The sequence below is a fragment of the Streptomyces venezuelae genome (genome assembly GCF_008642315.1).
GTDB classification, from domain to species: Bacteria; Actinomycetota; Actinomycetes; order Streptomycetales; family Streptomycetaceae; genus Streptomyces; species Streptomyces venezuelae_D.
The window spans coordinates 2,410,693-2,435,220 of record NZ_CP029192.1; the positions used below are offsets into that span (position 1 = coordinate 2,410,693).

At 70.1% G+C, this 24,528-nt stretch carries 23 protein-coding genes; 13 read left to right on the top strand and 10 right to left on the bottom strand.

Annotation, left to right across the window (positions count from 1 at the left end; all coding sequences use genetic code 11):
- Positions 1 to 231: 231 nt before the first annotated feature.
- Both DEJ48_RS09975 and DEJ48_RS09980 read left to right on the top strand, forming a co-directional pair.
- Entirely contained in the window at positions 232 to 1,461 is a 1,230-nt protein-coding gene (locus DEJ48_RS09975) for a trypsin-like serine peptidase (protein ID WP_150215812.1), read from the top strand.
- Between the two features lie 233 nt (positions 1,462 to 1,694).
- Positions 1,695 to 2,906 carry a trypsin-like serine peptidase gene (locus DEJ48_RS09980; protein WP_150215813.1) on the top strand — a complete coding sequence of 404 codons (1,212 nt, stop codon included), beginning with the start codon at positions 1,695 to 1,697 and terminating at the stop codon, positions 2,904 to 2,906.
- A gap of 135 nt (positions 2,907 to 3,041) precedes the next feature.
- Here the strand turns inward: DEJ48_RS09980 and hflX are convergent, their stop codons facing one another.
- The 6 genes from hflX to miaA all read right to left on the bottom strand — a co-directional run bounded on the left by hflX (position 3,042) and on the right by miaA (position 11,117).
- A complete protein-coding gene (gene hflX / locus DEJ48_RS09985) occupies positions 3,042 to 4,532 on the bottom strand; it encodes a GTPase HflX (protein WP_150215814.1) in 1,491 nt (496 codons plus the stop codon).
- Between the two features lie 195 nt (positions 4,533 to 4,727).
- Complete coding sequence (locus DEJ48_RS09990; protein ID WP_150215815.1) at positions 4,728 to 6,212, bottom strand: M1 family metallopeptidase; 1,485 nt, start codon at positions 6,210 to 6,212, stop codon at positions 4,728 to 4,730.
- Positions 6,213 to 6,365: 153 nt separating this feature from the next.
- Positions 6,366 to 8,519, bottom strand: coding sequence for a RelA/SpoT family protein (locus tag DEJ48_RS09995; protein WP_150215816.1), 2,154 nt, complete (start codon positions 8,517 to 8,519; stop codon positions 6,366 to 6,368).
- A gap of 142 nt (positions 8,520 to 8,661) precedes the next feature.
- Complete coding sequence (dapF, locus tag DEJ48_RS10000; RefSeq protein ID WP_150215817.1) at positions 8,662 to 9,540, bottom strand: diaminopimelate epimerase; 879 nt, start codon at positions 9,538 to 9,540, stop codon at positions 8,662 to 8,664.
- Between the two features lie 47 nt (positions 9,541 to 9,587).
- Entirely contained in the window at positions 9,588 to 10,070 is a 483-nt protein-coding gene (locus tag DEJ48_RS10005) for a hypothetical protein (RefSeq protein ID WP_223832456.1), read from the bottom strand.
- A 108-nt stretch (positions 10,071 to 10,178) separates the two neighbouring features.
- The gene (gene miaA / locus DEJ48_RS10010) at positions 10,179 to 11,117 is read right to left on the bottom strand and encodes a tRNA (adenosine(37)-N6)-dimethylallyltransferase MiaA (protein ID WP_150215819.1); all 939 of its coding nucleotides are present in this window, start codon (positions 11,115 to 11,117) and stop codon (positions 10,179 to 10,181) included.
- A gap of 182 nt (positions 11,118 to 11,299) precedes the next feature.
- Here miaA and DEJ48_RS10015 point away from each other — a divergent pair, with 182 nt between their 5' ends.
- Positions 11,300 to 11,599, top strand: coding sequence for a hypothetical protein (locus tag DEJ48_RS10015; protein ID WP_150215820.1), 300 nt, complete (start codon positions 11,300 to 11,302; stop codon positions 11,597 to 11,599).
- Between the two features lie 25 nt (positions 11,600 to 11,624).
- Positions 11,625 to 11,909, top strand: a complete 285-nt coding sequence (locus tag DEJ48_RS10020; RefSeq protein ID WP_150215821.1) for an antitoxin — start codon at positions 11,625 to 11,627, stop codon at positions 11,907 to 11,909.
- An 85-nt stretch (positions 11,910 to 11,994) separates the two neighbouring features.
- Here DEJ48_RS10020 and DEJ48_RS10025 read toward each other — a convergent pair whose 3' ends face one another.
- Positions 11,995 to 12,732 carry a class III extradiol dioxygenase subunit B-like domain-containing protein gene (locus tag DEJ48_RS10025; RefSeq protein WP_150215822.1) on the bottom strand — a complete coding sequence of 246 codons (738 nt, stop codon included), beginning with the start codon at positions 12,730 to 12,732 and terminating at the stop codon, positions 11,995 to 11,997.
- A 39-nt stretch (positions 12,733 to 12,771) separates the two neighbouring features.
- Positions 12,772 to 14,262, bottom strand: coding sequence for a tRNA (N6-isopentenyl adenosine(37)-C2)-methylthiotransferase MiaB (miaB, locus tag DEJ48_RS10030; RefSeq protein WP_150215823.1), 1,491 nt, complete (start codon positions 14,260 to 14,262; stop codon positions 12,772 to 12,774).
- Positions 14,263 to 14,411: 149 nt separating this feature from the next.
- Between miaB and DEJ48_RS10035 the strand changes: the two genes are divergently transcribed.
- A complete protein-coding gene (locus tag DEJ48_RS10035) occupies positions 14,412 to 15,407 on the top strand; it encodes a TAXI family TRAP transporter solute-binding subunit (RefSeq protein WP_150215824.1) in 996 nt (331 codons plus the stop codon).
- Between the two features lie 28 nt (positions 15,408 to 15,435).
- Here DEJ48_RS10035 and DEJ48_RS10040 read toward each other — a convergent pair whose 3' ends face one another.
- Positions 15,436 to 16,851, bottom strand: coding sequence for a sensor histidine kinase (locus DEJ48_RS10040; RefSeq protein ID WP_150215825.1), 1,416 nt, complete (start codon positions 16,849 to 16,851; stop codon positions 15,436 to 15,438).
- 16 nt (positions 16,852 to 16,867) lie between these two features.
- Positions 16,868 to 17,557: a response regulator transcription factor gene (locus tag DEJ48_RS10045; RefSeq protein ID WP_150215826.1), complete on the bottom strand. Its 690-nt coding sequence runs from the start codon at positions 17,555 to 17,557 to the stop codon at positions 16,868 to 16,870.
- A 313-nt stretch (positions 17,558 to 17,870) separates the two neighbouring features.
- Between DEJ48_RS10045 and DEJ48_RS10050 the strand changes: the two genes are divergently transcribed.
- The 8 genes from DEJ48_RS10050 to DEJ48_RS10080 all read left to right on the top strand — a co-directional run bounded on the left by DEJ48_RS10050 (position 17,871) and on the right by DEJ48_RS10080 (position 24,505).
- Positions 17,871 to 18,650: an amino acid ABC transporter ATP-binding protein gene (locus DEJ48_RS10050; RefSeq protein ID WP_150172958.1), complete on the top strand. Its 780-nt coding sequence runs from the start codon at positions 17,871 to 17,873 to the stop codon at positions 18,648 to 18,650.
- Positions 18,651 to 18,696: 46 nt separating this feature from the next.
- Complete coding sequence (locus DEJ48_RS10055; protein WP_150215827.1) at positions 18,697 to 19,617, top strand: glutamate ABC transporter substrate-binding protein; 921 nt, start codon at positions 18,697 to 18,699, stop codon at positions 19,615 to 19,617.
- 120 nt (positions 19,618 to 19,737) lie between these two features.
- Positions 19,738 to 20,385, top strand: a complete 648-nt coding sequence (locus DEJ48_RS10060; RefSeq protein WP_150186559.1) for an amino acid ABC transporter permease — start codon at positions 19,738 to 19,740, stop codon at positions 20,383 to 20,385.
- Positions 20,382 to 21,350: an amino acid ABC transporter permease gene (locus DEJ48_RS10065; RefSeq protein ID WP_150215828.1), complete on the top strand. Its 969-nt coding sequence runs from the start codon at positions 20,382 to 20,384 to the stop codon at positions 21,348 to 21,350. Before DEJ48_RS10060 ends, DEJ48_RS10065 begins: the two co-directional genes overlap by 4 nt.
- A 279-nt stretch (positions 21,351 to 21,629) precedes the next feature.
- Positions 21,630 to 23,285: an FAD-dependent monooxygenase gene (locus DEJ48_RS10070; RefSeq protein WP_150215829.1), complete on the top strand. Its 1,656-nt coding sequence runs from the start codon at positions 21,630 to 21,632 to the stop codon at positions 23,283 to 23,285.
- Positions 23,286 to 23,396: 111 nt separating this feature from the next.
- Complete coding sequence (locus DEJ48_RS40945; RefSeq protein ID WP_317850954.1) at positions 23,397 to 23,468, top strand: putative leader peptide; 72 nt, start codon at positions 23,397 to 23,399, stop codon at positions 23,466 to 23,468.
- Between the two features lie 81 nt (positions 23,469 to 23,549).
- Positions 23,550 to 24,089: a cysteine dioxygenase gene (locus DEJ48_RS10075; protein ID WP_150215830.1), complete on the top strand. Its 540-nt coding sequence runs from the start codon at positions 23,550 to 23,552 to the stop codon at positions 24,087 to 24,089.
- Positions 24,086 to 24,505, top strand: a complete 420-nt coding sequence (locus tag DEJ48_RS10080) for a rhodanese-like domain-containing protein (RefSeq protein ID WP_150215831.1) — start codon at positions 24,086 to 24,088, stop codon at positions 24,503 to 24,505. The genes DEJ48_RS10075 and DEJ48_RS10080 overlap by 4 nt, the downstream gene beginning before the upstream one ends.
- Positions 24,506 to 24,528 lie beyond the last annotated feature (23 nt).

Consider the following 24,528-nt stretch of genomic DNA (forward strand, 5'->3'; position numbering starts at 1 on the left):
AACACGGGCAAGTGGAAGATCCTTGCCGTGACGGAACCGTTGCCCTTCCGTCGGCCGTCCCCAACGGCACCGGCATAGTGTGGGGGCCGTTCATCAGCGACAGGTGGCGCCGCTCCCCCGAGCAAACCCGAGCAAATCGAGCGAGGGGGTGCCGCACCGGTGGCAACGGGTGCTCCGCACCCGGATGTCCAGCACTTTGGAACAATTTCGAGGCCCAGGGGGAATCTCACGATGCGACCCATACGTCCGCTCTTCGCTGTTCGCAGTAGGAGGAGCATGCGCTCCAGAACCTCCCCTGTGGCGGCTGTGGCGCTCGGCGCGGCGCTCGTACTGACCGCCACGGCCTGCGGTCCCAGCGAGGACAACGCCGGCGGTGACTCGTCCTCGGCCCAGCCCGGTGACAGCAACGGCGACGACAAGATCCAGATCCCGGACGCCTGGAAGGACAAGCTCAAGGAGAACGGGATCGATCTGGACGAATGGAAGAACGGCGCCTGGAAGAACTGGAACAAGGACGACTGGCTCCGCGAGGCCGGCGACTTCGTCAACCCGATCATCGAGGACCTGTGGGACCCGGACCGGATGCGGGACGCCGACAAGAACCCTGACCGGGGCGTCGACGACAACGACATCTCCGGTGACCAGGGCGTCACCGACCCGACCCCCAAGCCAGTGGAGGCGGCCGCCGTGAAGGCGCCGTACCACGACCAGGTCGCCGAGTCGGGCAAGCTCTTCTTCGACAGCCCCGAGGGTTCGATGGTCTGCTCCGCGACCGTCGTGAAGGACCCCGCCCACCCGGGCAAGTCCAACATGGTGTGGACCGCGGGCCACTGCGTGCACGCGGGCGCCAAGGGCGGCTGGTACCGCAACATGGTCTTCGTCCCGTCGTACAACAACAGTGGCAAGTCGGTCGCCGAGCTGCAGAACGCCCCGAAGGAAGAGGTCGCTCCGTACGGCGTCTGGTGGGGCGACTGGGCGCAGACCTCCGACCAGTGGATCGAGCAGGGCGGCCCGACCGGCGGTGCGGGCGCACCGTACGACTTCGCGGTCATCCACGTGAAGCCGGAGAAGGGCAGTGAGGGCAAGTCGCTCGAGGAGACGGTCGGTTCCGCGCTCCCGGTGGACTTCAACGCCCCGGCCGTCCCGCAGATCGACACCATGACGGCGACGGGATACCCGGCGGCGCCGCCGTTCGACGGCCAGAAGCTCTTCCAGTGCGCTGACAAGCCGGGCCGGCTGTCGCTGTCGAAGCCCGACCCGACGATGTACCGCGTCGGCTGCACCATGACCGGCGGTTCGTCCGGCGGCGGCTGGGTCGCCAAGGGCCAGGACGGCAAGCCCGCGCTCGTGTCGAACACCTCCATCGGTCCGGTGACGGCGGGTTGGCTGGCCGGTCCGCGCCTCGGCAAGGAGGCCAAGGGCATCTACAGCGCGGTGAGCAAGAAGTTCGCCGACAAGTAGGCGCGCTCCCACACGTCGACTGGTATGCCAGTCACCCGGGGGCAGGCCCAGGGCTGCCCCCTAGGGACTTCTGTACGGCGGCGGGGCGCCGGAAACCTTCACGCCCCCGCCGCCGTTCGTCCCCAACCCCACAGGCATAGTGGGGTGTTGCATCGACGCTCGACGCGGAGACCCGCGTCGACCGACATGACACGCACATGGCAGATTCACGTTCCATCGGGGGTAACAGCACCATGCGTTCCACTCGTGCGCCGTTCGCGCGCAGCCGCGGACGGCGGGTGGCGCTCGCCGCCACCGGTCTCGCGGCCACTCTGGCGCTCACCGCCACGGCCTGTGGTCCCAGCGACGACAAGGCGAGCGACAAGCCGGACGCCACCACGTCTCAGGGAGCCAACGGCTCCGACTCCGGTTCCGATGTCCAGCTTCCCGACGGCCTCGCCGACAAGCTGAAGGACAAGGGCATCGACCTGGACGACTGGAAGAACGGCGCCTGGAAGAACTGGGACAAGGGCGACTGGGTCCGGGAGGCCAAGGACTTCGCCAACCCGGTCATCGAAGGGCTCTGGAAGCCCGAGCGGATGCAGAAGGCCAAGGACCCGAACAAGACGATCGCCGCGAAGGACGCGACCGCCGATCAGGGCGCGACCGACCCGGAGCCGACGCCGGTCCAGGCCAAGCCGGAGAAGACGCCGTACCACGACAACGCCGCTCCGGTCGGCAAGATCTTCTTCGACTCCCCCGAGGGTTCGATGGTCTGCTCGGGCACCGTGGTGAAGGACCCGCGCGATCCCGGCAAGTCCAACCTCGTGTGGACCGCGGGTCACTGCGTGCACGCCGGCGCGAAGGGCGGCTGGTACCGCAACATCGCCTTCGTGCCCTCGTACAACGACCTGGGCAAGTCCGAGGCCGACCTGCGTAACGCGGCCCCGCAGGAGATTGCCCCCTACGGCCAGTTCTGGGCCGACTGGGTCTCGACCTCCAACGAGTGGATCAACGGCGGCGGTCCGACGGGCGGCGCGGGTGCGACGTACGACTACGCCGTCATGCACGTGAAGCCGGAGCAGGGCGACAAGTCCCTCGAAGAGACCGTCGGCAACGCGCTCGACGTCGACTTCTCGACTCCGGCCGCGCAGAGCGTGAGCTCGATGGGCGCTTGGGGCTACCCGGCCGCTCCCCCGTACAACGGCCTGATCATGCACAAGTGTGTCGACAAGCCGGGCCGTCTCTCGCTCTCGCCGTCGCTGCCGACGATGTACCGCATCGGCTGCACCATGACCGGCGGTTCGTCCGGCGGCGGCTGGTTCCGGGTGTCCGGCGGCAAGACCCGGCTCGTGTCGAACACCTCGATCGGCCCGGCCGAGAACACCTGGCTGGCGGGCCCGCAGCTGGGCCGCGGCGCCGAGCAGGTCTACGACATGATGAGCAAGAAGTACGGCGCTCAGTAAGCGCGCGGCCGCGCGGCCTCACCCTCGCGCGGCGCCACGGTCACTGACACGGCGAAGGCCCGCCCCCTTTGCGCAGGGGGCGGGCCTTCACTTGTGCGCGTACACCTGGCGCGCCGGTGCGTGGCGCGCCGAGGTTCAGTGCGCGGCCAGCACGTACGGAGCGAGCTCCGCGGCGAGTTCCTCGTGCACCTGCGCCTTGAGCAGGGTTCCGTCGGCGGTGTGCTCCTCGGAGAGCACCTCGCCCTCGGCGTGCGCCCGCGAGACGAGCTGTCCGTGCGTGTACGGAACGAGGGCCTCGATGTCGGCCTCGGGGCGCGGCAGCTCGGTGTCGATGAGCCCGAGCAGCTCCTCGATTCCGGCACCGGTCCGCGCGGAGACCGCGATGGCGTGCTTCTCGTTGCGCAGCAGCCGCTGGAGAACCAGGGGGTCCGCCGCGTCCGCCTTGTTGATCACCACGATCTCGGGCACGTCGGTCGCGCCCACGTCACGGATCACCTCGCGCACGGCGGCGAGCTGCTCCTCGGGCACCGGATGCGAACCGTCCACCACGTGCAGGATCAGGTCGGAGTCGCCGACCTCTTCCATCGTCGAGCGGAAGGCCTCGACGAGGTGGTGCGGCAGGTGCCGGACGAACCCGACGGTGTCCGCCAGGGTGTAGACCCGGCCGCTCGGCGTCTCGGCCCTGCGGACGGTGGGGTCCAGGGTGGCGAACAGTGCGTTCTCCACCAGGACGCCCGCGCCCGTGAGGCGGTTGAGCAGCGAGGACTTGCCCGCGTTCGTGTATCCGGCGATGGCGACCGAAGGCACCTTGTTGCGCCTGCGCTCCTGGCGCTTGATGTCGCGGCCCGTCTTCATCTCCGCGATCTCCCGGCGCATCTTCGCCATCTTCTCGCGGATCCGTCGCCGGTCCGTCTCGATCTTGGTCTCACCGGGACCACGGGTGGCCATGCCGCCACCGCCGCCGCCACCCATCTGACGGGAGAGCGACTGACCCCAGCCGCGGAGCCTCGGCAGCATGTACTGCATCTGCGCGAGGGCTACCTGCGCCTTGCCCTCCCGGGACTTGGCGTGCTGGGCGAAGATGTCGAGGATCAGGGCGGTCCTGTCGACCACCTTGACCTTGACGACGTCTTCGAGGTGGATCAGCTGGCCGGGGCTCAGCTCACCGTCGCAGACGACGGTGTCGGCTCCGGTCTCGAGCACGATGTCACGCAGCTCCAAGGCCTTGCCGGAGCCGATGTACGTCGCCGGGTCGGGCTTGTCGCGGCGCTGGACGACGCCGTCGAGCACGAGCGCGCCCGCCGTCTCGGCGAGAGCGGCCAGCTCGGCGAGGGAGTTCTCCGCATCCTGGACCGTGCCGGAAGTCCATACGCCGACGAGCACCACGCGCTCCAGACGGAGCTGTCGGTACTCGACTTCGGTGACGTCCTCGAGCTCGGTGGAGAGGCCTGCGACGCGGCGCAGAGCCGCGCGCTCGGAGCGGTCGAACTGGTCGCCGTCCCGATCTCCGTCGATCTCGTGGCTCCAGGCGACGTCCTCTTCCATCAGGGCATCGGCCCGAAGACCTTCGGGGTAGTTCTGCGCGAAGCTCTGTGCGTCCTGGGAAGGGGAAGAAGAGGAGGTCATTGGGTCCTTACGTCGATCCGTCGATGGGAAGGCGACGGATGCCGGATCCGTCACAGTCGACAACGCCCGATGCGGTCCGGAGATTCCCGGAACCTGCCGATCGTGCCCTGAGATGTCCCCGAGGGGATGTCCCTGACGGGCCCGTGCCGTCGACCTGACGATGGTTGCACGGCACGGCCCGTCTCGTCACCCGGGTTATTTCCCTGTCTTCCAGTCCGGATGCCCCGGCATCGGCGGCGTCTTCTTCCCGTAGAGCCAGCCGTCGAAGAATCCCGTGAGGTCACGGCCGGCGATCCGGGAGGCGAGCCGCACGAAGTCGGCGGTCTCGGCGTTGCCGTTGTGGTGGGCGCGGACCCAGCTTCGTTCCAGGCTCTCGAAGGCCGTGCGGCCGATCTTCTGGCGCAGGGCGTAGAGCACCAGGGCGCTGCCGTCGTAGACGACGGGGCGGAAGATGCTGATCTTCTTGCCGGGTGCGGGCGCCTTCGGCCTGGCCGGGGGCCCGCCTGCCGCGCGCCAGCCGTCCGACTGCCGGTAGGCCTGCCGCATCCGGTCGGCCAGGGGCTTGTTCGCCTTCTCCTCCGCGTAGAGGGCCTCGTACCAGGTGGCGTGGCCCTCGTTGAGCCAGAGGTCCGACCAGGTCTTCGGGCTGACGCTGTCGCCGAACCATTGGTGCGCGAGCTCGTGCACCATGATCGAGTCGACGTACCACTCCGGGAACTCGGGGCGGGTGAAGAGCTCTCTCTCGAAGAGAGAGAGCGTCTGCGTCTCCAGTTCGTAGCCGGTCTTGGCCCGGGCGATCAGGACGCCGTAGACCTCGAAGGGATAGCGGCCGACCTTCTCTTCCATCCAGCCGAGCTGCTCGGGCGTCTTCCTCAGCCACGGCTCCAGGACCTCTCGGTCCGCGGTGGGCACCACGTCGCGTACGGGGAGGCCGTGTGGCCCCTTCCTGTGCAGCACGGAGGAGCGGCCGATGGAGACCTGGGCCAGCTCGGTCGCCATGGGGTGCTGGTGCCGGTACGCCCAGGTGGTGGCGGCGCCGTGCCGCGTCGCGCCGGCGGGGAGGCCGTTGGCGACCGCGGTGTACCCCTTGGGCGTGGTGACGCGGAACGTGAATTCCGCCTTGTCCGCCGGGTGGTCGTTGCACGGAAAGACCAGGTGGGCGGCGTCGGCCTGGTTGGCCATGGCGAGCCCGTCGTCGGTGCGCACCCAGCCTCCCTGGGTGCCCTTCGCGTACGTGGGGTCGCTGGTGTGACGGACGGTGATCCGCATCCGGTCGCCTCGTCCGACGGGCGCGGACGGCGTCACGACTAGGTCCTCACCACCGCTTTCGAAGCGTGCGCGTTCGCCGTTCACCTCGACGGAACGCACCTTGCCGTGCGCGAAGTCGAGGTTCACGCGGTCCAGGGCTTCGGTCGCCCTGGCCTCGATCTTGGTGACGGCGTCCAGCGGCTTGCGGTTGTCACCGCGGTAGGTGAAGGCGATGTCGTACGACTGCACGTCGTACCCGGGGTTGCCCAGGTGCGGGAAGAGACGGTCGCCGATGCCGAGCGGGGTGGCGGGCGAGGGTGCGCTCGCCGCGAGGAGAGCGGCGGACACGGTCGCCGCGATCAGTGCGGCGGTGGGACGAGCGGGACGGAGCGCCTTCGGCCCGGAGGCCGTGGTCCGAGGGATGAGCAGCATGAACAACCGCTATCAGCGCGCGTCTTCCGCGTGGTGACGGCGCGCGCCGGGCCACTCGAACGAGTCGCCGTCGGGACGCCGTGCGTCCCCTCTCAGCACGCTTCGGCCGCCTCTCGGCAGGCTTCGGCCCCCTGCCGGCGAGCGTGCCGCTGTTCAGTGGGCGGCGGCCGCCGGATGCTGCGCGCGGCTCACGTCGTACACCCCGGGGACCTCGCGCATCGCGCGCATGAGCCCGGGAAGGTGTGCGGCGTCGGGGAGTTGGAGCGTGTACGTGTGGCGTACGCGCTGCTGGGTCGGCGGCTCCACGGTCGCCGAGATGATCGCCACGCCTTCGAGGGCGATCGCCTCGGTGAGGTCGGCGAGCAGATGCGCCCGGCCGAACGATTCGGCGATCAGGGTGACGCGGCACTCGGCGGTGTCTCCCCAACGCACGCCGATCTCCGGGCGCCCCACTTCTTTCATGCGCTCCACGGCGGGACAGCCGACCCGGTGGACGGTCACGACGCCGCCGCGGACGGCGAACGCGGTGACGTCGTCGGGTGGCACCGGCGTACAACAGCCCGCGAGGCGCACGCTCGCACCCTCGCGGTCCACGACGGCGTTCGCCGCGGCGGGCCGCAGGGCCGCGGAGTCCTCCGGCTTGGGAACGCCCGCGGGGGTCTGCTGCGGGGGCCGCTGCGGGGACGACGTCGGCGCGGCCGCCGCGGGTGCCGGTGCGGGGTGGGTGGTGAGCCAGCGCCGGATGGCGATCCGCGCGGCAGGCGTACGCGCGTGGTCCAGCCAGTCGCGTGAGGGCCCGGACGTGGGGTCCTGGCTCATGAGCAGTTGGACGGTGTCGCCGTCCCTCAGGACCGTGCTGAGCGTCGCCAGGCGGCCGTTCACGCGTGCGCCGATGCAGGCGTGGGCGTCCTCGCCGTACTGGGCGTAGGCGGCGTCGACGCAGCTGGCGCCCGCGGGCAGGCCGAGCGTGCCGCCGTCGGGCCGGAAGACGGCGATCTCGCGGTCCTGGGCGAGGTCCTCCCGCAGCGTCGACCAGAAGGTGTCCGGGTCGGGGGCGGCCTGTTGCCAGTCGAGGAGCCGGGAGAGCCAGCCGGGCCTGGTCGGGTCCACCCGCTCGTCGTCGGCGCCGTCGGACGGCTCCTCCGAAGGAGGAGCGTAGGGATTGTGCAGGGTGACGACGCCCGCTTCCGCGACCTGGTGCATCTGGTGCGTGCGGATGAGGACTTCGGCGACCTCTCCGTCGGACCGGGTCACGGCCGTGTGCAGCGACTGATAGAGGTTGAACTTCGGTACGGCGATGAAGTCCTTGAACTCCGAGACGACCGGGGTGAAGCAGGTGTGCAGCTCGCCCAGGACTCCGTAGCAGTCGGCGTCCTCGTTGACGAGCACGAGGAGGCGGCCGAAGTCGGAGGCGCGCAGTTCGCCGCGCTTGCGGTGCACGCGGTGGACCGAGACGGAGTGCCGGGGCCTGATGAGCACTTCGGCGGTGATGCCCGCGTCGCGCAGCACACTGCGCACCTCGCCCGCGATGTCCCCGAGAGGGTCGCCCTCGCTCTCGGCGTTGGCGGCGATCATGGCCTTGACCTGCGCGCAGTCCTCCGGGTGGAGGATCGCGAAGACGAGATCCTCCAGCTCGGTCTTGAGCGCCTGCACACCGAGGCGCTCGGCGAGCGGAATGAGCACGTCCCGGGTGACCTTGGCGATGCGGGCCTGTTTCTCGGGGCGCATGACGCCGAGCGTGCGCATGTTGTGCAGGCGGTCGGCGAGCTTGATCGACATGACGCGCACGTCGTTGCCGGTGGCGACGAGCATCTTGCGGAAGGTCTCGGGTTCGGCCGCCGCTCCGTAGTCGACCTTCTCCAGCTTCGTGACGCCGTCGACCAGATAGCAGACGTCGTCACCGAACTCGGCCCGCACCTGGTCCAGCGTGACGTCGGTGTCCTCGACGGTGTCGTGGAGCAGGGAGGCGGTCAGGGTCGTGATCTCCGCGCCGAGCTGGGCGAGGATCAGGGTCACCGCGAGCGGGTGTGTGATGTACGGCTCACCGCTCTTGCGCATCTGACCGCGGTGCGAGGACTCCGCGAGCACGTACGCGCGGCGCAGCGGCTCCAGATCGGCGTCCGGATAGTGGTTCCGGTGGGCCTCCGCCACATGGCCGATCGCGTCGGGCAGACGGTCCCGGGTGCCGGATCCGAGCAGGGCGGCCCTGCCGAGCCTGCGCAGGTCGAGACGCGCACGACCGCGCTTGCGCTGGACCCCGGGCACGGCGGGGACGGGCGTGGCAGGGTTCGTGGCCTCCGCACTCATGAGCACCTCCGGCTGCTTCGACCGGCGGTGTGCGGACGGCGGCGTACTCCGTCCGGGCCGGTGCTTGATGCTACCGAGCCCATCACGTGGCGCTGACCGCCTCTCGCCGAGCGTGAAACGGATCACCCATTCGAGCGACAGTTCATGCGCTTGCCGTTTCGAACCATTCGGACGCGATCTCGCCCTCCGCGACGATCACGGCTCCGCCCGTCATCTCGATCTCGCCGTCGGGCCGCTCGGTGATCACCAGGCGCCCACCGGGCAGATCGACGGTGTACGTGGCCGGGGTCCCGGTCACGGCCGGGTCCACGCCGTCCTTGCGGGCCGCCGCCACGGCCACGGCGCAGGCACCGGTGCCGCAGGAGCGGGTCTCGCCCGCGCCGCGCTCGTGCACGCGCATGGCGACGTGCTGCGGGCCCCGCGGGACGACGAATTCGACGTTGACCCCGTCCGGGTAGGCGGAGGCGGGGCTGAAGGGGGGTGCTTCGTAGAGGTTGCCCGCTTCGGAGAGGTCGTCGACGAAGGCGACCGCGTGCGGGTTGCCCATGTTCACGTTCCGCGCGGGCCATCGGTGGTCGCCGACCGAGACGGTGACGTCCCCTTCGGGGAGGACCGCCTTGCCCATGCCGACGGTGATGTCGCCGCCGGACTCCTCCTTGGCGATGTGCACGGTCTTCACGCCACCGCGGGTGGCCACCGCCAGATCGCCTTCGGCGGCGTGCCCCGCGCGTTGCAGGTAACGGGCGAAGACCCGCACTCCGTTGCCGCACATCTCCGCGACGGATCCGTCGCCGTTGCGGTAGTCCATGAACCACTCGGCGCGGTCCGCCAGGTGGCGGGCGTCGGGGTGGGCCGCGGAGCGTACGACGTGGAGGAGGCCGTCGCCACCGATGCCCGCGCGGCGGTCGCACAGGGCGGCCACGGCCGACGGGGACAGCTCGATGGCGTTGTCGGGGTCGGGGATGATCACGAAGTCGTTCTCGGTCCCGTGCCCCTTGAGGAAGGCGATCCGCGTGCTCATTCCTCGATCGTACGGTGTGGGTAGGACACCCGGTCCAGGCGGTGCGCTCAGCGGAGCCTGGCGACCCGCCACACGGCGAGGACCACGGCGCCCAGGAACAGCACGGCGTACCCGGAGACGACGCGCCAGTCCGGGCGGTCCCCGGAGCCGCGCTCGGGCAGTCCCGGCCAGGTGTGGCCCACGCGGCGGGCGGCCATCATGCCCCAGCCGGCCGCGCAGCAGCTGATCAGCAGGCCGAGCATGGCGACCACGGCGCCGCCGTCGCCGAACTCGAAGGCGAGCGGAAAGGCGAACATCAGGGAGCCGACGGCGGCCAGGATCACAATGGGCGCGAGCTGCCAGATGCGCAGACGCGGCTGGGGACGCAGCTCTACCTCGACCTCGACCTCGGCCGCTGCCGACATCTCGTCGGGGTCGGGACCGTCGTCCGTCACGCCACTCGACGTCACGCCGCCCGACGTCTCGTCGGGACCGTCGGGGCTGAGCTGCTCTCCGCCGTCATGTGCGGTGTCACGAGGGCCGGCCTCCATCGCCACGCGCCCTCCCACTTCGGACTTTCACCGGTCGATCGATGGTCGATGATGGCACGCTGTCAGGTGCCGGGATGACCGCCGGAGCGTCCCGATGCCATCACGTGATCAGGCTGTGACCGGTCGTTCGACCAACGCCAGCGCGCGTGCCGGGAGTTCCTCGTGGTCGGTCAGTGCCCCGCTGAGCCAGTGCACCCGTGGGTCACGGCGGAACCAGGAGTCCTGACGGCGTGCGAAGCGCTTGGTGGCGCGCACGGTCTCGGCACGCGCCTCGTCCTCGGTGCACTCTCCCGCGAGCGCCGCGAGCACCTGCTGGTAGCCGAGCGCACGGGCCGCCGTACGCCCCTCGCGCAGCCCCTGGGCCTCCAGCGCGCGCACCTCGTCGACCAGGCCGCGCTCCCACATGCGGTCCACGCGCGTGGCGATGCGTTCGTCGAGTTCGGGGCGCGCCACGTCGACGCCGATCTGGATCGTGTCGTACACGGATTCGTGGCTGGGGAGGTTGGCGGTGAAGGGTTTGCCGGTGATCTCGATGACCTCGAGGGCGCGGACGATCCGGCGGCCGTTGCTGGGCAGGATGGCCCGGGCCGCGTCGGGGTCGGCGGCGGCGAGGCGGGCGTGCAGAGCACCGGAGCCGCACACCGTGAGCTCCTCCTCAAGGCGGGCCCGCACCTCGGGGTCGATGCCGGGGAACTCCAGGTGGTCCACGGCCCCCCTGACGTAGAGACCGGAGCCGCCGACGAGGATCGGCCAGCGCCCTTCCGCGAGGAGTCGGTCGATCTCGGTGCGGGCCAGCTTCTGGTACTCGGCGACGCTGGCGGCCTCCGTGACGTCCCAGATGTCGAGGAGATGGTGGGGTACGCCGCCGCGCTCCTCGGGCGTCAGCTTGGCGGTACCGATATCCATCCCTCGGTAGAGCTGCATCGAGTCGGCGTTGACGATTTCGCCGCCGAGACGCTGGGCGAGGAAAACGCCCAGATCGGACTTTCCTGCCGCGGTCGGACCGACGACGGCGATGACCCGCGGGGCGGGGGCTGCGCTACTCACTGCCTCAGTCTCGCAAACATCTGCCCCCGTCCCCGAACGAGCTACGTGACGGCACGGCTCTGGGGTCGTTGCCTGTTGCGAGGTTCCGGCCGCCGGTTTCGAGAACCGATGACCCGGGCGGCGCAATGGGACGCACCGGGTGGGGCGGGATTTCGCCCACACGAGTAACGTATGGAGTAGATATGGGCGTTTTTGCACGTTTCCGCCGGAAGTCCAAGGACAGCGATGAGGCGTCGACGACCGACGCGGCAGCGGCCACGCTGACGGCCGAGCCCGAGGGAGCCGAAGAGGCCGCCTCGGAGGCCGACAGCGACGCGAAGCCCGCCGCCGAGGCCAGTGCCGATACCGACACCGAGAGCGCTGCCGAGGACAAGTCAGCGGACGCCGCCGAAGCGGCTGATGCGGAGGGTGTGGACATTCCGAAGCAGCAGTCCGCGGAGGAGGCGGCCGACAACGAGGCCGGCGAGGGCGCCCGCAAGTAGATCCCCAGCGAGGGAAGGTGGACCCATGGGCTTCCTGGACCAACTGAAAGCCAAACTCGCCCCTGCGAAGGGCAAGGTCTCGGACCTGGCGCAGCAGCACGGGGGCAAGATCGACCAGGGCCTCGACAAGGCTGCCAAGGTGGTCGACGAGAAGACCAAGGGCAAGTACAGCGACAAGATCCAGGCGGGCACGGGGAAGGCGAAGGACGCCCTCGACCGCATCGCCGGGACCGACGGGGAGAAGGACGCGGGCGGCAGCGCCGGCCCTTCCACTCCTCAGTCGCCTCCGTCGCCCCCGCCGGCTTCCTGAACCGCAGCGGCGGACGGCCGCGAAGCACTGCGCTTCGCGGCCGCCTCCGCGTGTCCGCGCGCGCCGAACCGCCGTGGGAGCCCGGCTACGACCAGGCAGCCACCACGTACCCCACGCCGTACGGCGCGTCCTCGTAGAGCAGCTCGCCACTCAGACCCGCGCCGTCCGCCGCCCCGGCGAGCACCTGCCAGGAAGCACGGCCCGCCGCCTTCAGTTCATACGCGAGGCCCACGTCCAGCGCCTTCAGCGCCTCGACGTCGGCCCCTCCGAGCGCACGCCCGACCTCCGCGTCGAAGCCGGCGGCCCGCTCGTCGAGGTACCCCGGCGCCTTCAGCGTGCGGCACGCGCTGGCGTCGCCCATCACCAGCAGTGCCACTCGGTCGGCTCGGGCCCCGATGCCCCCTCCGACTTGGATACACCGCTCGGCCTCGAGTGGTTCCCCCACGCCGAGACCTTCCACGGGCGCGGCCGACCAGCGCGCACGCTCGAGCAGCCGGCCCCCGACCGCGAGCGACGGCGGAAGCTCACGCCGCACGGCATCGGAAGCGGTTTCCGCTTCCCCTCCGGGCGGCACCGGCCCGAGACGGACGTCCACGTCCACGCCGAAACCCCGGAACGACCCGCGCGCGCCCTGCGGATGCGGTCCGCGCCCGCTCTCCTCGGCGGGACCGATCACGACGAGGAGGTCGGGCCGGGCGGCGGCGAGCACCGCGATGGCGTCCGAACAGGCCGCACGCGCGGCATCGAGCTCAGGAGCGGCACCCGCGGCGACCTCGGGAACGAGCACCGGCGGACAAGGGCAGACGGCTGCGGCGACAAGCATGATCCGCAGCGTAACGCCCCCTGGTGGGCCCCGACTCCGTCAGTCGCAGCCGCAGCCGCTGCCCGTCGCCACCGGCAGCGGTGCCGGGGCGCCGATCTTCGGCAGACCCAGCATCACGCCCGCGGGCTTCGCTGCCGCCTCGGTGTTCCGCTTCTCCCAGGCGTCGCCCGCGCGCGTGGGACGCACGTTCAGGACGGCGCCCTCGGCGAGCAGGTGGTGCGGCGCCGCGTAGGTGATCTCGACGGTCACGACGTCGCCGGGGCGCACCTCGGTGTCCGGCTTGGTGAAGTGGACCAGGCGGTTGTCGGGCGCACGGCCGGAGAGGCGGTGGGTGGCGCCGTCCTTGCGGCCCTCACCCTCGGCGACCATGAGGTCCAGGGTGCGGCCGACCTGCTTCTTGTTCTCCTCCCAGGAGATCTCCTCCTGGACGGCCACCAGGCGCTCGTAGCGCGACTGGACGACCTCCTTGGGGATCTGGCCCTCCATGGTGGCCGCCGGGGTCCCGGGGCGCTTGGAGTACTGGAAGGTGAAGGCGCTCGCGAAGCGGGCCTCGCGGACCACGTGCATCGTCTGCTCGAAGTCCTCCTCGGTCTCGCCGGGGAAGCCCACGATGATGTCGGTCGAGATGGCCGCGTCCGGCATGGCCGCACGGACCTTCTCGATGATGCCCAGGAAACGATCCTGCCGGTAGGAGCGGCGCATCGCCTTGAGGATCGGGTCCGAGCCGGACTGCAGCGGCATGTGGAGCTGCGGCATCACGTTCGGCGTCTCGGCCATGGCGGCGATCACGTCGTCGGTGAAGTCCCGCGGGTGCGGGGAGGTGAAGCGCACGCGCTCCAGGCCGTCGATCTTGCCGCAGGCCCTCAGCAGCTTGCTGAAGGCCTCGCGGTCGCCGATGTCCGAGCCGTACGCGTTCACGTTCTGGCCGAGGAGGGTGATCTCGGAGACGCCCTCGCCGACGAGCGCCTCGATCTCCGCGAGGATGTCGCCGGTCCTGCGGTCCTTCTCCTTGCCGCGCAGCGCGGGCACGATGCAGAAGGTGCAGGTGTTGTTGCAGCCGACGGAGATGGAGACCCAGGCCGCGTACGCGCTCTCGCGGCGGGTCGGCAGCGTCGACGGGAAGGCTTCCAGCGACTCGGCGATCTCTACCTGCGCCTCTTCCTGGACGCGGGCGCGCTCCAGGAGGACCGGCAGCTTGCCGATGTTGTGCGTGCCGAAGACGACGTCGACCCAAGGGGCCCGCTTGACGATGGTGTCGCGGTCCTTCTGGGCCAGACAGCCGCCGACGGCGATCTGCATCCCGGGACGCTTGGTCTTCATCGGAGCCAGGCGGCCGAGATTGCCGTACAGACGGTTGTCGGCGTTCTCGCGCACGGCGCACGTGTTGAAGACGACGACGTCGGCGTCGCCATCGGCTCCTTCGGGCGCACGTTCGTAGCCGGCGTCCTCCAGCAGCCCGGAGAGCCGCTCGGAGTCATGGACGTTCATCTGGCACCCGTAGGTGCGCACCTCGTAAGTCTTCGCGCTCATCTCGCCCCCCAGGGTACGGGGTCGCCACGCGCGCGTGCCCGCGGATTGCGACTGCGGCGCCCGGGGGCCGGGGACGACCGGGCTCCGCGACCGCCCGGTGTGACCTCTCCCCTGGTCATCACGGTGAGTGGGCTGGCAGGATCGCGCGCATGCTCAAGGCACTCCCCCAGATCAGCAGGCGCCGCGCCCTGCAGGGTTCCGCCGCGGCCCTCATCGTGTTCGGCCTGCTGATGTGGTGGCTGCTGCCCGTGGGCGAGGAGTCTCCGAGCGGGCGGATCGCGTTCAGCACGGGCGTGAGGGAAGGCGTCTACGAGCGGTACGGCAAGCTCCTGGAGACGGCGATCTCCAAGGACATGCCGGACGTCGACGTCAAGCTCCTCAACAGCGAAGGATCGCAGCAGAACGTCGCGCGCGTGGCCACCGGCAAGTCCGACTTCACGATCGCGGCCGCCGACGCGGTGGAGACGTACCGCCTGGACGCCGCACCGGGCTGGTACCGGCTGCGGGGCTGTACGCGCCTGTACGACGACTACGTGCAACTCATCGTGCCCCGGTCCTCGAAGATCAAGAACGTCGCCGATCTGCGCGACAAGCGCGTTGCGGTGGGCCAGGACCACTCAGGGGTGCGGCTGATAGCCGACCGGGTGCTGGACGCCGCGGGCCTCGAACCGAAAACCGACATCAAGCCGGTGGCCGCCGGGATAGACACCATGCCCGGCCTCCTGAAGAGCGGCTCCATCGACGCGTTCTTCTGGTCCGGCGGTCTGCCGACCAACTCCGTGCGTGCCCTCTCCGAGGAGATGGACATCAAGCTCGTGAAGCTGGGTTACCTCGTAGAGGCGCTGCACAAGCAGGGCGGCGGCTCGCGGTACTACCGGGCCGCGACGATGCCGGCCGACGCGTATCCCGAGGCCCAACAGGGCTCCGCCGTACCGACGCTGGCCGTGGCGAACCTCCTGGTGACCACGGACCGCACCGATCCCGAGCTCACCGAGCAGCTGACCCGCACCGTCATCGACAGCCGCGACCACATCGGCGACCAGGTGCACGCGGCGCAGGTGGTGGATCTGCGCACCGCACTGTTCACGGACCCGCTCCCGCTGCACGACGGGGCGCGCCGCTACTACCGCTCGGTCAAGCCCTGACCCGTCGTCCGCGGCGCCGAGCCGCCCGTCAGGCCGCCCCCAGGGGCTCGCTGCGCGGGACGCTGACCGTCACCCGCAGGCCGTGCGGCTCGTGACGTGCGTACGCGATGGAGCCGCCGCCCGCCGCGAGCAGGGTCCGTGAGATGGACAGGCCGAGCCCCGAACCCCGCACGTTCTGGTGGCGGTTGCTGCGCCAGAAGCGGTCGCCGACACGGGCGAGCTCGTCCTCGGTCAGGCCGGGCCCGCCGTCGGCGACCACGACGGTCGTTGTTCCGTTGCCGGACGCGACCGCCACCTGCACGGCGCCTCCTTCCGGCGTGAACTTCAGGGCGTTGTCGATCACCGCGTCCAGCGCGCTGGAGAGGGCGATCGGGTCGGCCCAGCCGGTGGTGGCCGGGCAGTCGCCCGTCAGCCGCACGCCCCGCTCGTCGGCGAGCGGCCGCCAGGAGGCAACGCGCTCGGCGGTGAGCTCTCCGATGTCGACGACGCACAGGTCCGCCTCGGCGTGCTCGGCGAGCGCGAGGTCGAGCAGGTCGTCGAGGACCTGGGCCAGCCGCTTGCCCTCGGTGCGGACCGAGGCGACCTCTTCGTTGCCCTCGGGCAGTTCGAGGGCGAGGAGCTCGATGCGGAGCAGGAGCGCCGAGAGGGGGTTGCGCAGTTGGTGGGAGGCGTCGGCGACGAAGGCGCGCTGCTGCTCCAGGACGTCCTGGACGTTGTCGGCCATCTCGTTGAACGAACGGGCGAGGCGCCGCAGTTCCGGTGGGCCGCCCGCCGCCGCGACCCGGGACTTGAGGCGTCCCGTCGCTATGTCGTGCGTGGTCGCGTCCAGGATGCGCACCGGGCGCAGCACCCAGCCGGTGAGCCGCAGGGCGGCGCCCACGGCCAGCAGCATCGCCGCCGACTCGCCCGCGGCGATGAGCAGCCAGCCGCGCAGCGTCTCGGAGCGCATGCGTCCGGTCGGCGAGTCCGTGACGACGACCGCGATGACGTCGCCGTCCTTGATCACCGGTGAGGCGACGGCGAGCCGCCCCCGCTGCCACGGCCAGACCTGCTCCGGGTCGTGGCTGCCGCGCGAGCGCAGCGCCTCCTCGAAGGCGCTGCGCAGGGCTCCGTGGCGGGGCAGGAACCAGTCGTTCGGGGACTGGGCCATGGCGCCGTCGTCGCGGTAGAAGACGCCCGCGCGGATGCCGTAGACGTCGTAGTAGTCGTCCAGTTCGTTCTGCAGTGTCTCGCGGCGCTCGTCCGTGCCGCCCAGACCAAGGGGGCCGGTGGGCCGTTTCGTGACGAACTGCGCGAGCGAGGCGAAGCGGGCCGTGTCGTCGATCCGGTCGACGACCACCTTCTGCTGCTGGGCCGCGGCGACGCTGACGGCGAGCGGGAAGCCGAGCGCGAGCAGTACGCCCGCCATGAGGACGATCAGCAGCGGGAGGAGGCGGGAACGCACCTGTCCTTGCTCCTGGTTACGCGGCCGGGGCGACGAGGCGGTAGCCGACGCCGCGCACGGTCTCGATCAGGGCCGGCATGTGCAGTTTGGAGCGCAGGGAGGCCACGTGCACCTCCAGCGTGCGCCCGGTCCCTTCCCAACTGGTGCGCCACACTTCGCTGATGATCTGCTCCCGGCGGAAGACCACTCCGGGGCGCTGTGCGAGGAGAGCGAGCAGGTCGAATTCCTTGCGGGTCAGTTGGACGACCGAACCGTCCACGGTGACCTGCCGCGTGGGCAGCTCGATGTGCACGGATCCGAGCCGAAGATCGCTGCCCTCCGAAGCCGGCGCACTGCCGGGGGTGGGCCGCCGGATGACGGCGTGGATGCGGGCGATGAGCTCCCCGGTGTCGTACGGCTTCACTACGTAGTCATCGGCCCCGAGGTTGAGGCCGTGGATCCGGGAGCGTACGTCCGAGCGGGCCGTCACCATGATCACGGGTGTCGAGCCACGCTTGCGGATCTTGCCGCACACCTCGTAGCCGTCCTGGTCGGGCAGACCCAGGTCGAGGAGCACCACTCCGAAGGGGGGCGTTTCCGCGGGCAGCAGGGCCTGCAGAGCCTCCTCGCCGTTGCGGGCGTGCTTGACGTCGAAGCCGTGCCGGGCCAGGACCGCGGACAGGGCGGCCGCCACATGGTCGTCGTCCTCGACGAGAAGCAGTCTCATAGGGGCCCCCTCCAGTTCATCGGTCGTTCCGTCGCGGCAGGTCATCATGGTCGATGCTCGGAGGCACCCCGGACACGCGCCGTCGGGGCACGAGCCATCAAGGCATCCACGCCGATGCATAAGGACCACGTCAAGAGGGTTCGGCTCACGAGCACGTTCCGTTACCCACCCGGTACGCACTCCGTGGACCCTCTTCACACGGAGTGTCCGGTTGCGGCCGGATCGTTATGCTCAATTTCCCCTCAGATGTAATGACGCTGGTCGCACTGGGTTATTACTGTCCTCCCAACCGAGGAGGATGGAGCAACAAGCCGTGACCGAAGTATCGGTGACCAAGGACGCGATACCGCCCGGGGCGGACGACCTGGTCGTGCTGAAGAACGTCAACAAGCACTTCGGCGCTCTGCACGTGCTCCAGGACATCGACCTGACCATCGCCCGCGGTGAGGTCGTCGTCGTGATCGGCCCCTCCGGGTCCGGCAAGTCGACCCTGTGCCGCGCCGTCAACCGCCTGGAGACCATCGATTCGGGAAGCATCTCGATCGACGGCAAGCCGCTGCCCCAGGAGGGCAAGGAGCTCGCGAGGCTCCGCGCGGACGTCGGCATGGTCTTCCAGTCCTTCAACCTTTTCGCGCACAAGACCGTGCTCGAGAACGTGACGCTGGGCCAGACCAAGGTGCGCAAGATCGGCAAGGCGGAGGCGGAGGCGAAGGCACGCGGTCTGCTCGACCGTGTGGGCGTCGCCTCCCAGGCCGACAAGTACCCCGCGCAGCTCTCCGGCGGCCAGCAGCAACGCGTCGCCATCGCGCGTGCGTTGGCGATGGACCCCAAGGTGATGCTCTTCGACGAGCCCACGTCGGCGCTCGACCCGGAGATGATCAACGAGGTCCTCGAGGTCATGCAGCAGCTCGCCCGGGACGGGATGACGATGGTCGTCGTCACCCATGAGATGGGCTTCGCGCGCTCCGCGGCCAATCGTGTCGTCTTCATGGCGGACGGTCGGATCGTCGAGGAGGCCGTGCCGGACCAGTTCTTCAACAACCCGCGCAGCGACCGGGCCAAGGACTTCCTGTCGAAGATCCTTAAGCACTGAGGCTCCCACGCCGTCTCAACACCAGTCGAAACAGAGGATGTTCACCATGAAGCTCCGCAAGTCCGCTGCTGCGGCGGCCGTCGTCGCCGCTCTCGCCCTGACCGCCACGGCATGCGGCGGCGAGGAGGGCACGGCCGGCGACAAGCCGAAGGACCCCACCGGCGGCAAGAACGCGCCCAAGCTGCCCACGTACGACGTGAAGTCCGACGTCAAGGTCGACTCCTCGGTCCTGAAGAAGGCCCAGAAGGCCGGCAAGATCGTGATCGGCGCCAAGGACGACCAGCCGTACCTGGGCTTCAAGGACAGTGCGGGCAAGCGCTCCGGCTTCGACATCGAGATCGCCAAGATGGTCGCCGCCGACCTCGGCTTCAAGCCCGACCAGATCGAGTTCAAGACGATCGACTCCGGCGTCCGCGAGACCACCATCTCCAAGGGCGACGTCGACCTCTACGTAGGCACGTACACGATCAACGACGAGCGCAAGAAGCAGGTCGGCTTCGCCGGTCCGTACTTCATGGCGGGCGCCGACCTCCTCGTCCGCGCGGATGAGAAGGACATCACCGGTCCGGACACCGTGAAGGGCAAGAAGGTCTGCTCGATCGTCGGCTCCACTCCGCTCCAGGAGATCAAGAAGTCGAAGTACGGCGCGAAGACCGTCGAGCTGGCCAAGTACTCCGAGTGCGTGCAGCAGCTCATCAACAAGGAGGTCGACGCCGTCACCACCGACGACGCCATCCTCAAGGGGTACGCGGCGCAGCAGCCGAAGGCGCTGAAGGTCGTCGAGAAGCCCTTCACCAAGGAGCCGTACGGCGTCGGCATGAGCAAGGACGACAAGGCCCTGCGCGATGCCATTGCGGACGCCATCGAGGCGCACCAGAAGAACGGCGACTACAAGAAGGCGTACGACGCGACGCTCGGCCTGTCGAAGTCCAAGTACACCGAGCCGCCGGCCCTCGAGCGCTACTGACCGCGCCGAACCGCTCGTCCCACTCCCCGGCAGTGAGTTGACCGGGTCCCCGTACGCATCACGGTGCGTACGGGGACCGGCTCACCCTGCCCGACCACTGCCGCCCACGAGGACATCCCCGTGAACGTACTGCTCGACCACTTCGCGGAATTCCGCGAGGGATTCATAGGCACGGTCTGGCTGACCGTGGCCAGCAGCGTGCTCGCGCTGATCCTTGGCGTCGTGCTCGCCGGCTTCCGGGTCTCGCCGGTACCGCCGCTGCGGTTCTTCGGCGCCGCCTGGGTCACCCTGTTCCGGAACACGCCGCTGACGCTGCTCTTCCTGACCATCTGGTTCGCCGTGCCGCAGGTCTTCGACTTCGGCTTCGACCCGTGGACCAAGGCGCTGATCGTGCTCAGCGTCTACACCTCGTCGTTCGTCTGCGAGGCCGTACGGTCCGGTATCAACACCGTCCCGCTCGGGCAGGCCGAGGCCGCCCGCTCGCTCGGCATGACGTTCTTCCAGACCCTCGGAACGATCGTCCTGCCCCAGGCCGTGCGCACCGTTCTGCCGCCGCTGAGCAGCATCTTCATCGCCCTGACCAAGAACTCGGCCATCGCGGGCGCCTTCAGCGTCACGGAGCTGTTCGGGTGGCAGAAGGTCCTCAGCGACCAGGGCTTCGCCATCGCCTGGCTCTTCCTCTGGGTGGCGCTCGGCTACCTCGTGATCACATTCACCATCAGCGGCCTGTTCCGGCTGCTCGAGCGGAGCCTGGAGGTCGCACGATGAGCTCCAGCGTCCTGTACGACGCCCCGGGCCCCAGGGCCCGGATGCGCAACCGCATCTACTCGGTCATCGGAACGCTCGCGATCATCGGCCTGATCACCTTCGTGATCATGCGGCTGGCCGACCGGGGCCACTTCGCGTCCGAGGTCTGGAACACCTTCAACTACGCCAACGTGCGGATCGCCATCCGTGACGGCATCTTCACCACGCTGAAGGTCTTCGCGCTCGCCGGTGCGCTGTCCCTGGTGCTCGGCGCCCTGCTCGCGGTCGCCCGCGCGTCGGACCACCGGGCGATCCGCTGGCTGGCCACGGGATTCATCGAGCTGTTCCGTGCCATCCCGCTGCTGATCACGATCTACGCCCTCTGGGTGCTCTTCCTCACCTACAAGAGTGACCTGGGATTCGTCGGCGAGAACAACGGCTTCTGGGCCCTGGTCATCGGTCTGGCCGTCTACAACGGCGCCGTGCAGGCAGAGGTGCTGCGAGCCGGTTTCAACGCCGTGCCGCGCGGCCAGGTGGAGGCGGCGTACGCACTGGGACTGCGCAAGTCCCAGGTGATGACGATGCTGCTGCTGCCGCAGGCGGTCAGGTCCATGCTGCCGACGATCATCAGCCAGCTGGTGGTCACGCTCAAGGACACCTCGCTCGGCTACATCATCACGTACGCGGAGCTCCTGTACGCGGCCCGACAGCTGGCCAACACGACCCTCGTCAACGGCCAGTACATCTACGTCCCGGTGATCATGGTCGTCGGCACGATCTACGTGGCGATGTGCATGGCGCTCTCCGGCCTGGCCACCTGGGTGGAGAAGCGCGGACGCCGCGCCAAGACGGGCATCGCCGTCGCCGCGGCAGCCGAGCCCGCCGAGGCTCCGGGGGCGCTCGACCCGTCCGACCCGAAGGGCCCGACGGTCGAGGCCGAGCAGGCGGCCGCCAAGACCGACGAACCGCCCGGCAAATCGGGCTGAGTGGGCCGCGGCTTACGAGTCGAGGTAAGGGGCGGCGTCCATGGGACGTCGCCCCTTACCGTTTTCGGACGGGCCCGTCGGCCTGCGATGTGACGATCGGACAGAGGGGTGGCGCCGTGGGTCCCGTCGGGGCCGCCGTCGCTTGACGCAAGCACCGGCAATAGGTTGCATACGTTCTGTGATCGTGCACCGGGCTCCAACTGCCAGTTCCTGTACGTACGTCCAGAGCATCCGGGCAGCCCGGACCCTCGGAGCCCGCCGGGCCGGAGGATGTGCGCCGTGGACCCGGTGATCGTCGTCGGCGCGGGCCCCGTCGGACTCGCGCTCGCACTCGCCCTCGCCCGCCACTCGGTGCCCACCGTCGTCCTCGACGAGGGACCCGGCAAGGACGAACAGCGACCCGCGCGGACCGTCGTCCTCCGGGACGACACCGCGGCGTTCGCCGAGCGCCTCGCGGGTCACTCGTTCGGCGACGCGGAAACAGGCGCACGGTGGACGGGCTGGCGCTCGGTGCGGCGCAAGCAACTGATGCGGGAGCTCGACTTCGACGAGGCGACCCCGGCGCCCCTGCACCTGCCGCAGCACGAGCTGACCGCCGCGCTGCGCGAGGCCATCGCCGACGAGCGGCTGGTCAAGGTCGCGGTGGACAGCAAACTCGACTCCCTGGAACAGGACGCCGGCGGCGTGACCGCCCACACCCGCGGCCCCAAGGGCACCTGGTGGCGCGGCAGTTACCTCGTGGGCTGCGACGGCTCGCGCTCCACGGTGCGCAAACTCCTCGACGTCCGCTTCCCGGGACGTACGGCCGTCGAACGACACGCCGTGGCCGCACTGCGCACGGAACTTCCCTGGCCCGGTCAGGCGTTGTTGCATCGGATGCCTCCGTGGCGCCACGGGGGCGCCGAGGTGGTGGGGCGGCCGCTGGCCGGCGGAGTGTGGCGGCTCGACTGGCTGCTGCCGCCGCGCGGCGACCTGGTGACGCCCGACGCCCTCGTCGTCCGCATCCGGGAGACCCTCGCGGGCTGGTGCGGGGGCTCCACACCGCCGTACGAACTCCTCGACACGGGCGTGCACACCGTCCACCACCGACTCGCCCGGCGGTGGCGGGTCGGCCGCGCCTTCCTCGCCGGTGACGCCGCGCACCTGCTCGGCGCGCTCGGCACCCAGGGGCTCGACGAAGGACTGCGGGACGCCGACAACCTGGCGTGGAAGCTGGGGCTCGCCTGGCACCACGGCGCGCGCGATGCGCTGCTCGACAGCTATCAGGTCGAGCGCCGGGCAGGTGTGGCCGCGCGGCTGCGCGCCGCCGACCAGTCGCTGCCCGCGCTGCGCGGCAGCAAGAACCTGCGCTCGTACGTCCCCGGAACCGCCCGCGGGCACGACACGCTCCTCACGGACGGTCACGTGGGGCGCGGCCCCCTGGGCGCCCCCTCGTCGTACGCCGATTCCCCGCTGGCACCCGCTCCGTCGGAGTCCGTCACCGCGGTCGAGACGGAGCCGGGCGCTCCGGTCGCCGATGTACGGGTGACGGCGCCGGACGGGTCCTTCGTTCAGCTGCGCGACCGCCTCGGCCTCGGGCACCTGATCGTCGTCCTCGTCGCGCCGGGCACCATGGTGTGGGAGCGGCGGCACTGGGTGACCGCCGGGATCATGCCGCGGCTCGCCGCCGCGGTCACGGCCCTGCCGCACGCGGCCGAGCTGCTCGTCGCGGAGAGCTACCCCGGTGCCGCGGCCCACTCGGTCCTGCTCGTGCGCCCCGACGGCCACCTGATCACCGCACTGTCCGGGGTACGTCCGGCCGAGCTGTACGCGGCGGCCGAGACGGCACTGGGAGGTCCCGCTCCGACAGGGCGCGGGGACGGCGCGGGGCAGTCCGACAGCACGGTCACGGGCGAGCAGGAGAGCTCGGCGGGGGCGGCACGGCATTCGGGATGAAGGCGGTGTTCACTCTGAACGGCGTACGTGGACGGCCCCTGTTCGCATGTTGAGCCGGGGTTGACCGGTCTGCACCCCCGTGGTCTACTCCGGATCGTGACCGACACCGATGTGCACCTGTGGCGGAGGGTCCATATGGACCTCGTCCGCTACGCAGGCTGCGTGTGTCACCTGTCCTGCTGAATTCGCACTCCTCCCTCGCGCACCGAGCACCTCTCCGGGGTGTGTCGTGCGCGCTTTCCGCGAACCTCCAGGACGGTATCCGTGTCTGTTGCCCCTTCCTCCGCCGCGCCCGCGCCGACGCGCTCCTCGGCACCCACCGCCGCCGAACTCCTCGCCTTCGTCCGTCGCACCGCGGCGGACTCCGAACTCATCGCCTCCTTGCCCCTCGACCCCGAGGGCCGTACCTGGGTACGGCTGGAGGGGCCCGGCGGCAGCGAGGCCTGGCTGATCGGCTGGCCGCCCGGCACCGGCACCGGCTGGCACGACCACGCGGAATCAGTCGGCGCCTTCCTCACCGCGGCGGGCACCCTCAAGGAGAACTCCCTGGCCGCGCGCCTGCCCACCGATGGGTGGAAGACCCTGGAGCTCTCCGACGACGTGGACCGCGAACGGGAGTTGACGCCCGGCGAGGGCCGCGCCTTCGGCCGGAACCACGTGCACGAGGTGCTCAACGAGTCGACGACCGAGCATGCCGTCTCCGTGCACGCGTACTACCCGCCGCTGCCACGGATCCGCCGCTACAGCCGTACCGGTGACGTGCTCCGCCTGGAGTCAGTCGAGCGCCCTGAGGACTGGCAGTGAGCGACGAACAGGCAGTGGGCGACGACCGGCCGGTGGGCATCGACGAGTTGCTGGAGCGCGTACGGCTCGACCTCGACCGGCTCTCTCCGGAGGAGGCGTACCAAACCGCCGAGGCCGGTGGCCTGCTGGTCGACATCCGCTATGCGGCGCTGCGGGAGCGGGACGGGCTGATCCCCGGCGCACTCGTCGTCGAGCGCAATGAGTTGGAGTGGCGCCTCGATCCCCAGGGCAGTCATCGTGCTCCGGAGGCCACGGGCCACGATCTGCCCGTCGTCGTCATCTGCAACGAGGGATACGCGTCCAGCCTCGCGGCCGTCTCCTTGCGGCAGTTGGGGCTCCGCCACGCCACCGACCTCACGGGAGGCTTCCAGGCGTGGCGGGCGGCGGGGCTGCCCGTGGTGACCACCGAGTCATGAGACCGGCCCGCGCCGCCCGGCCC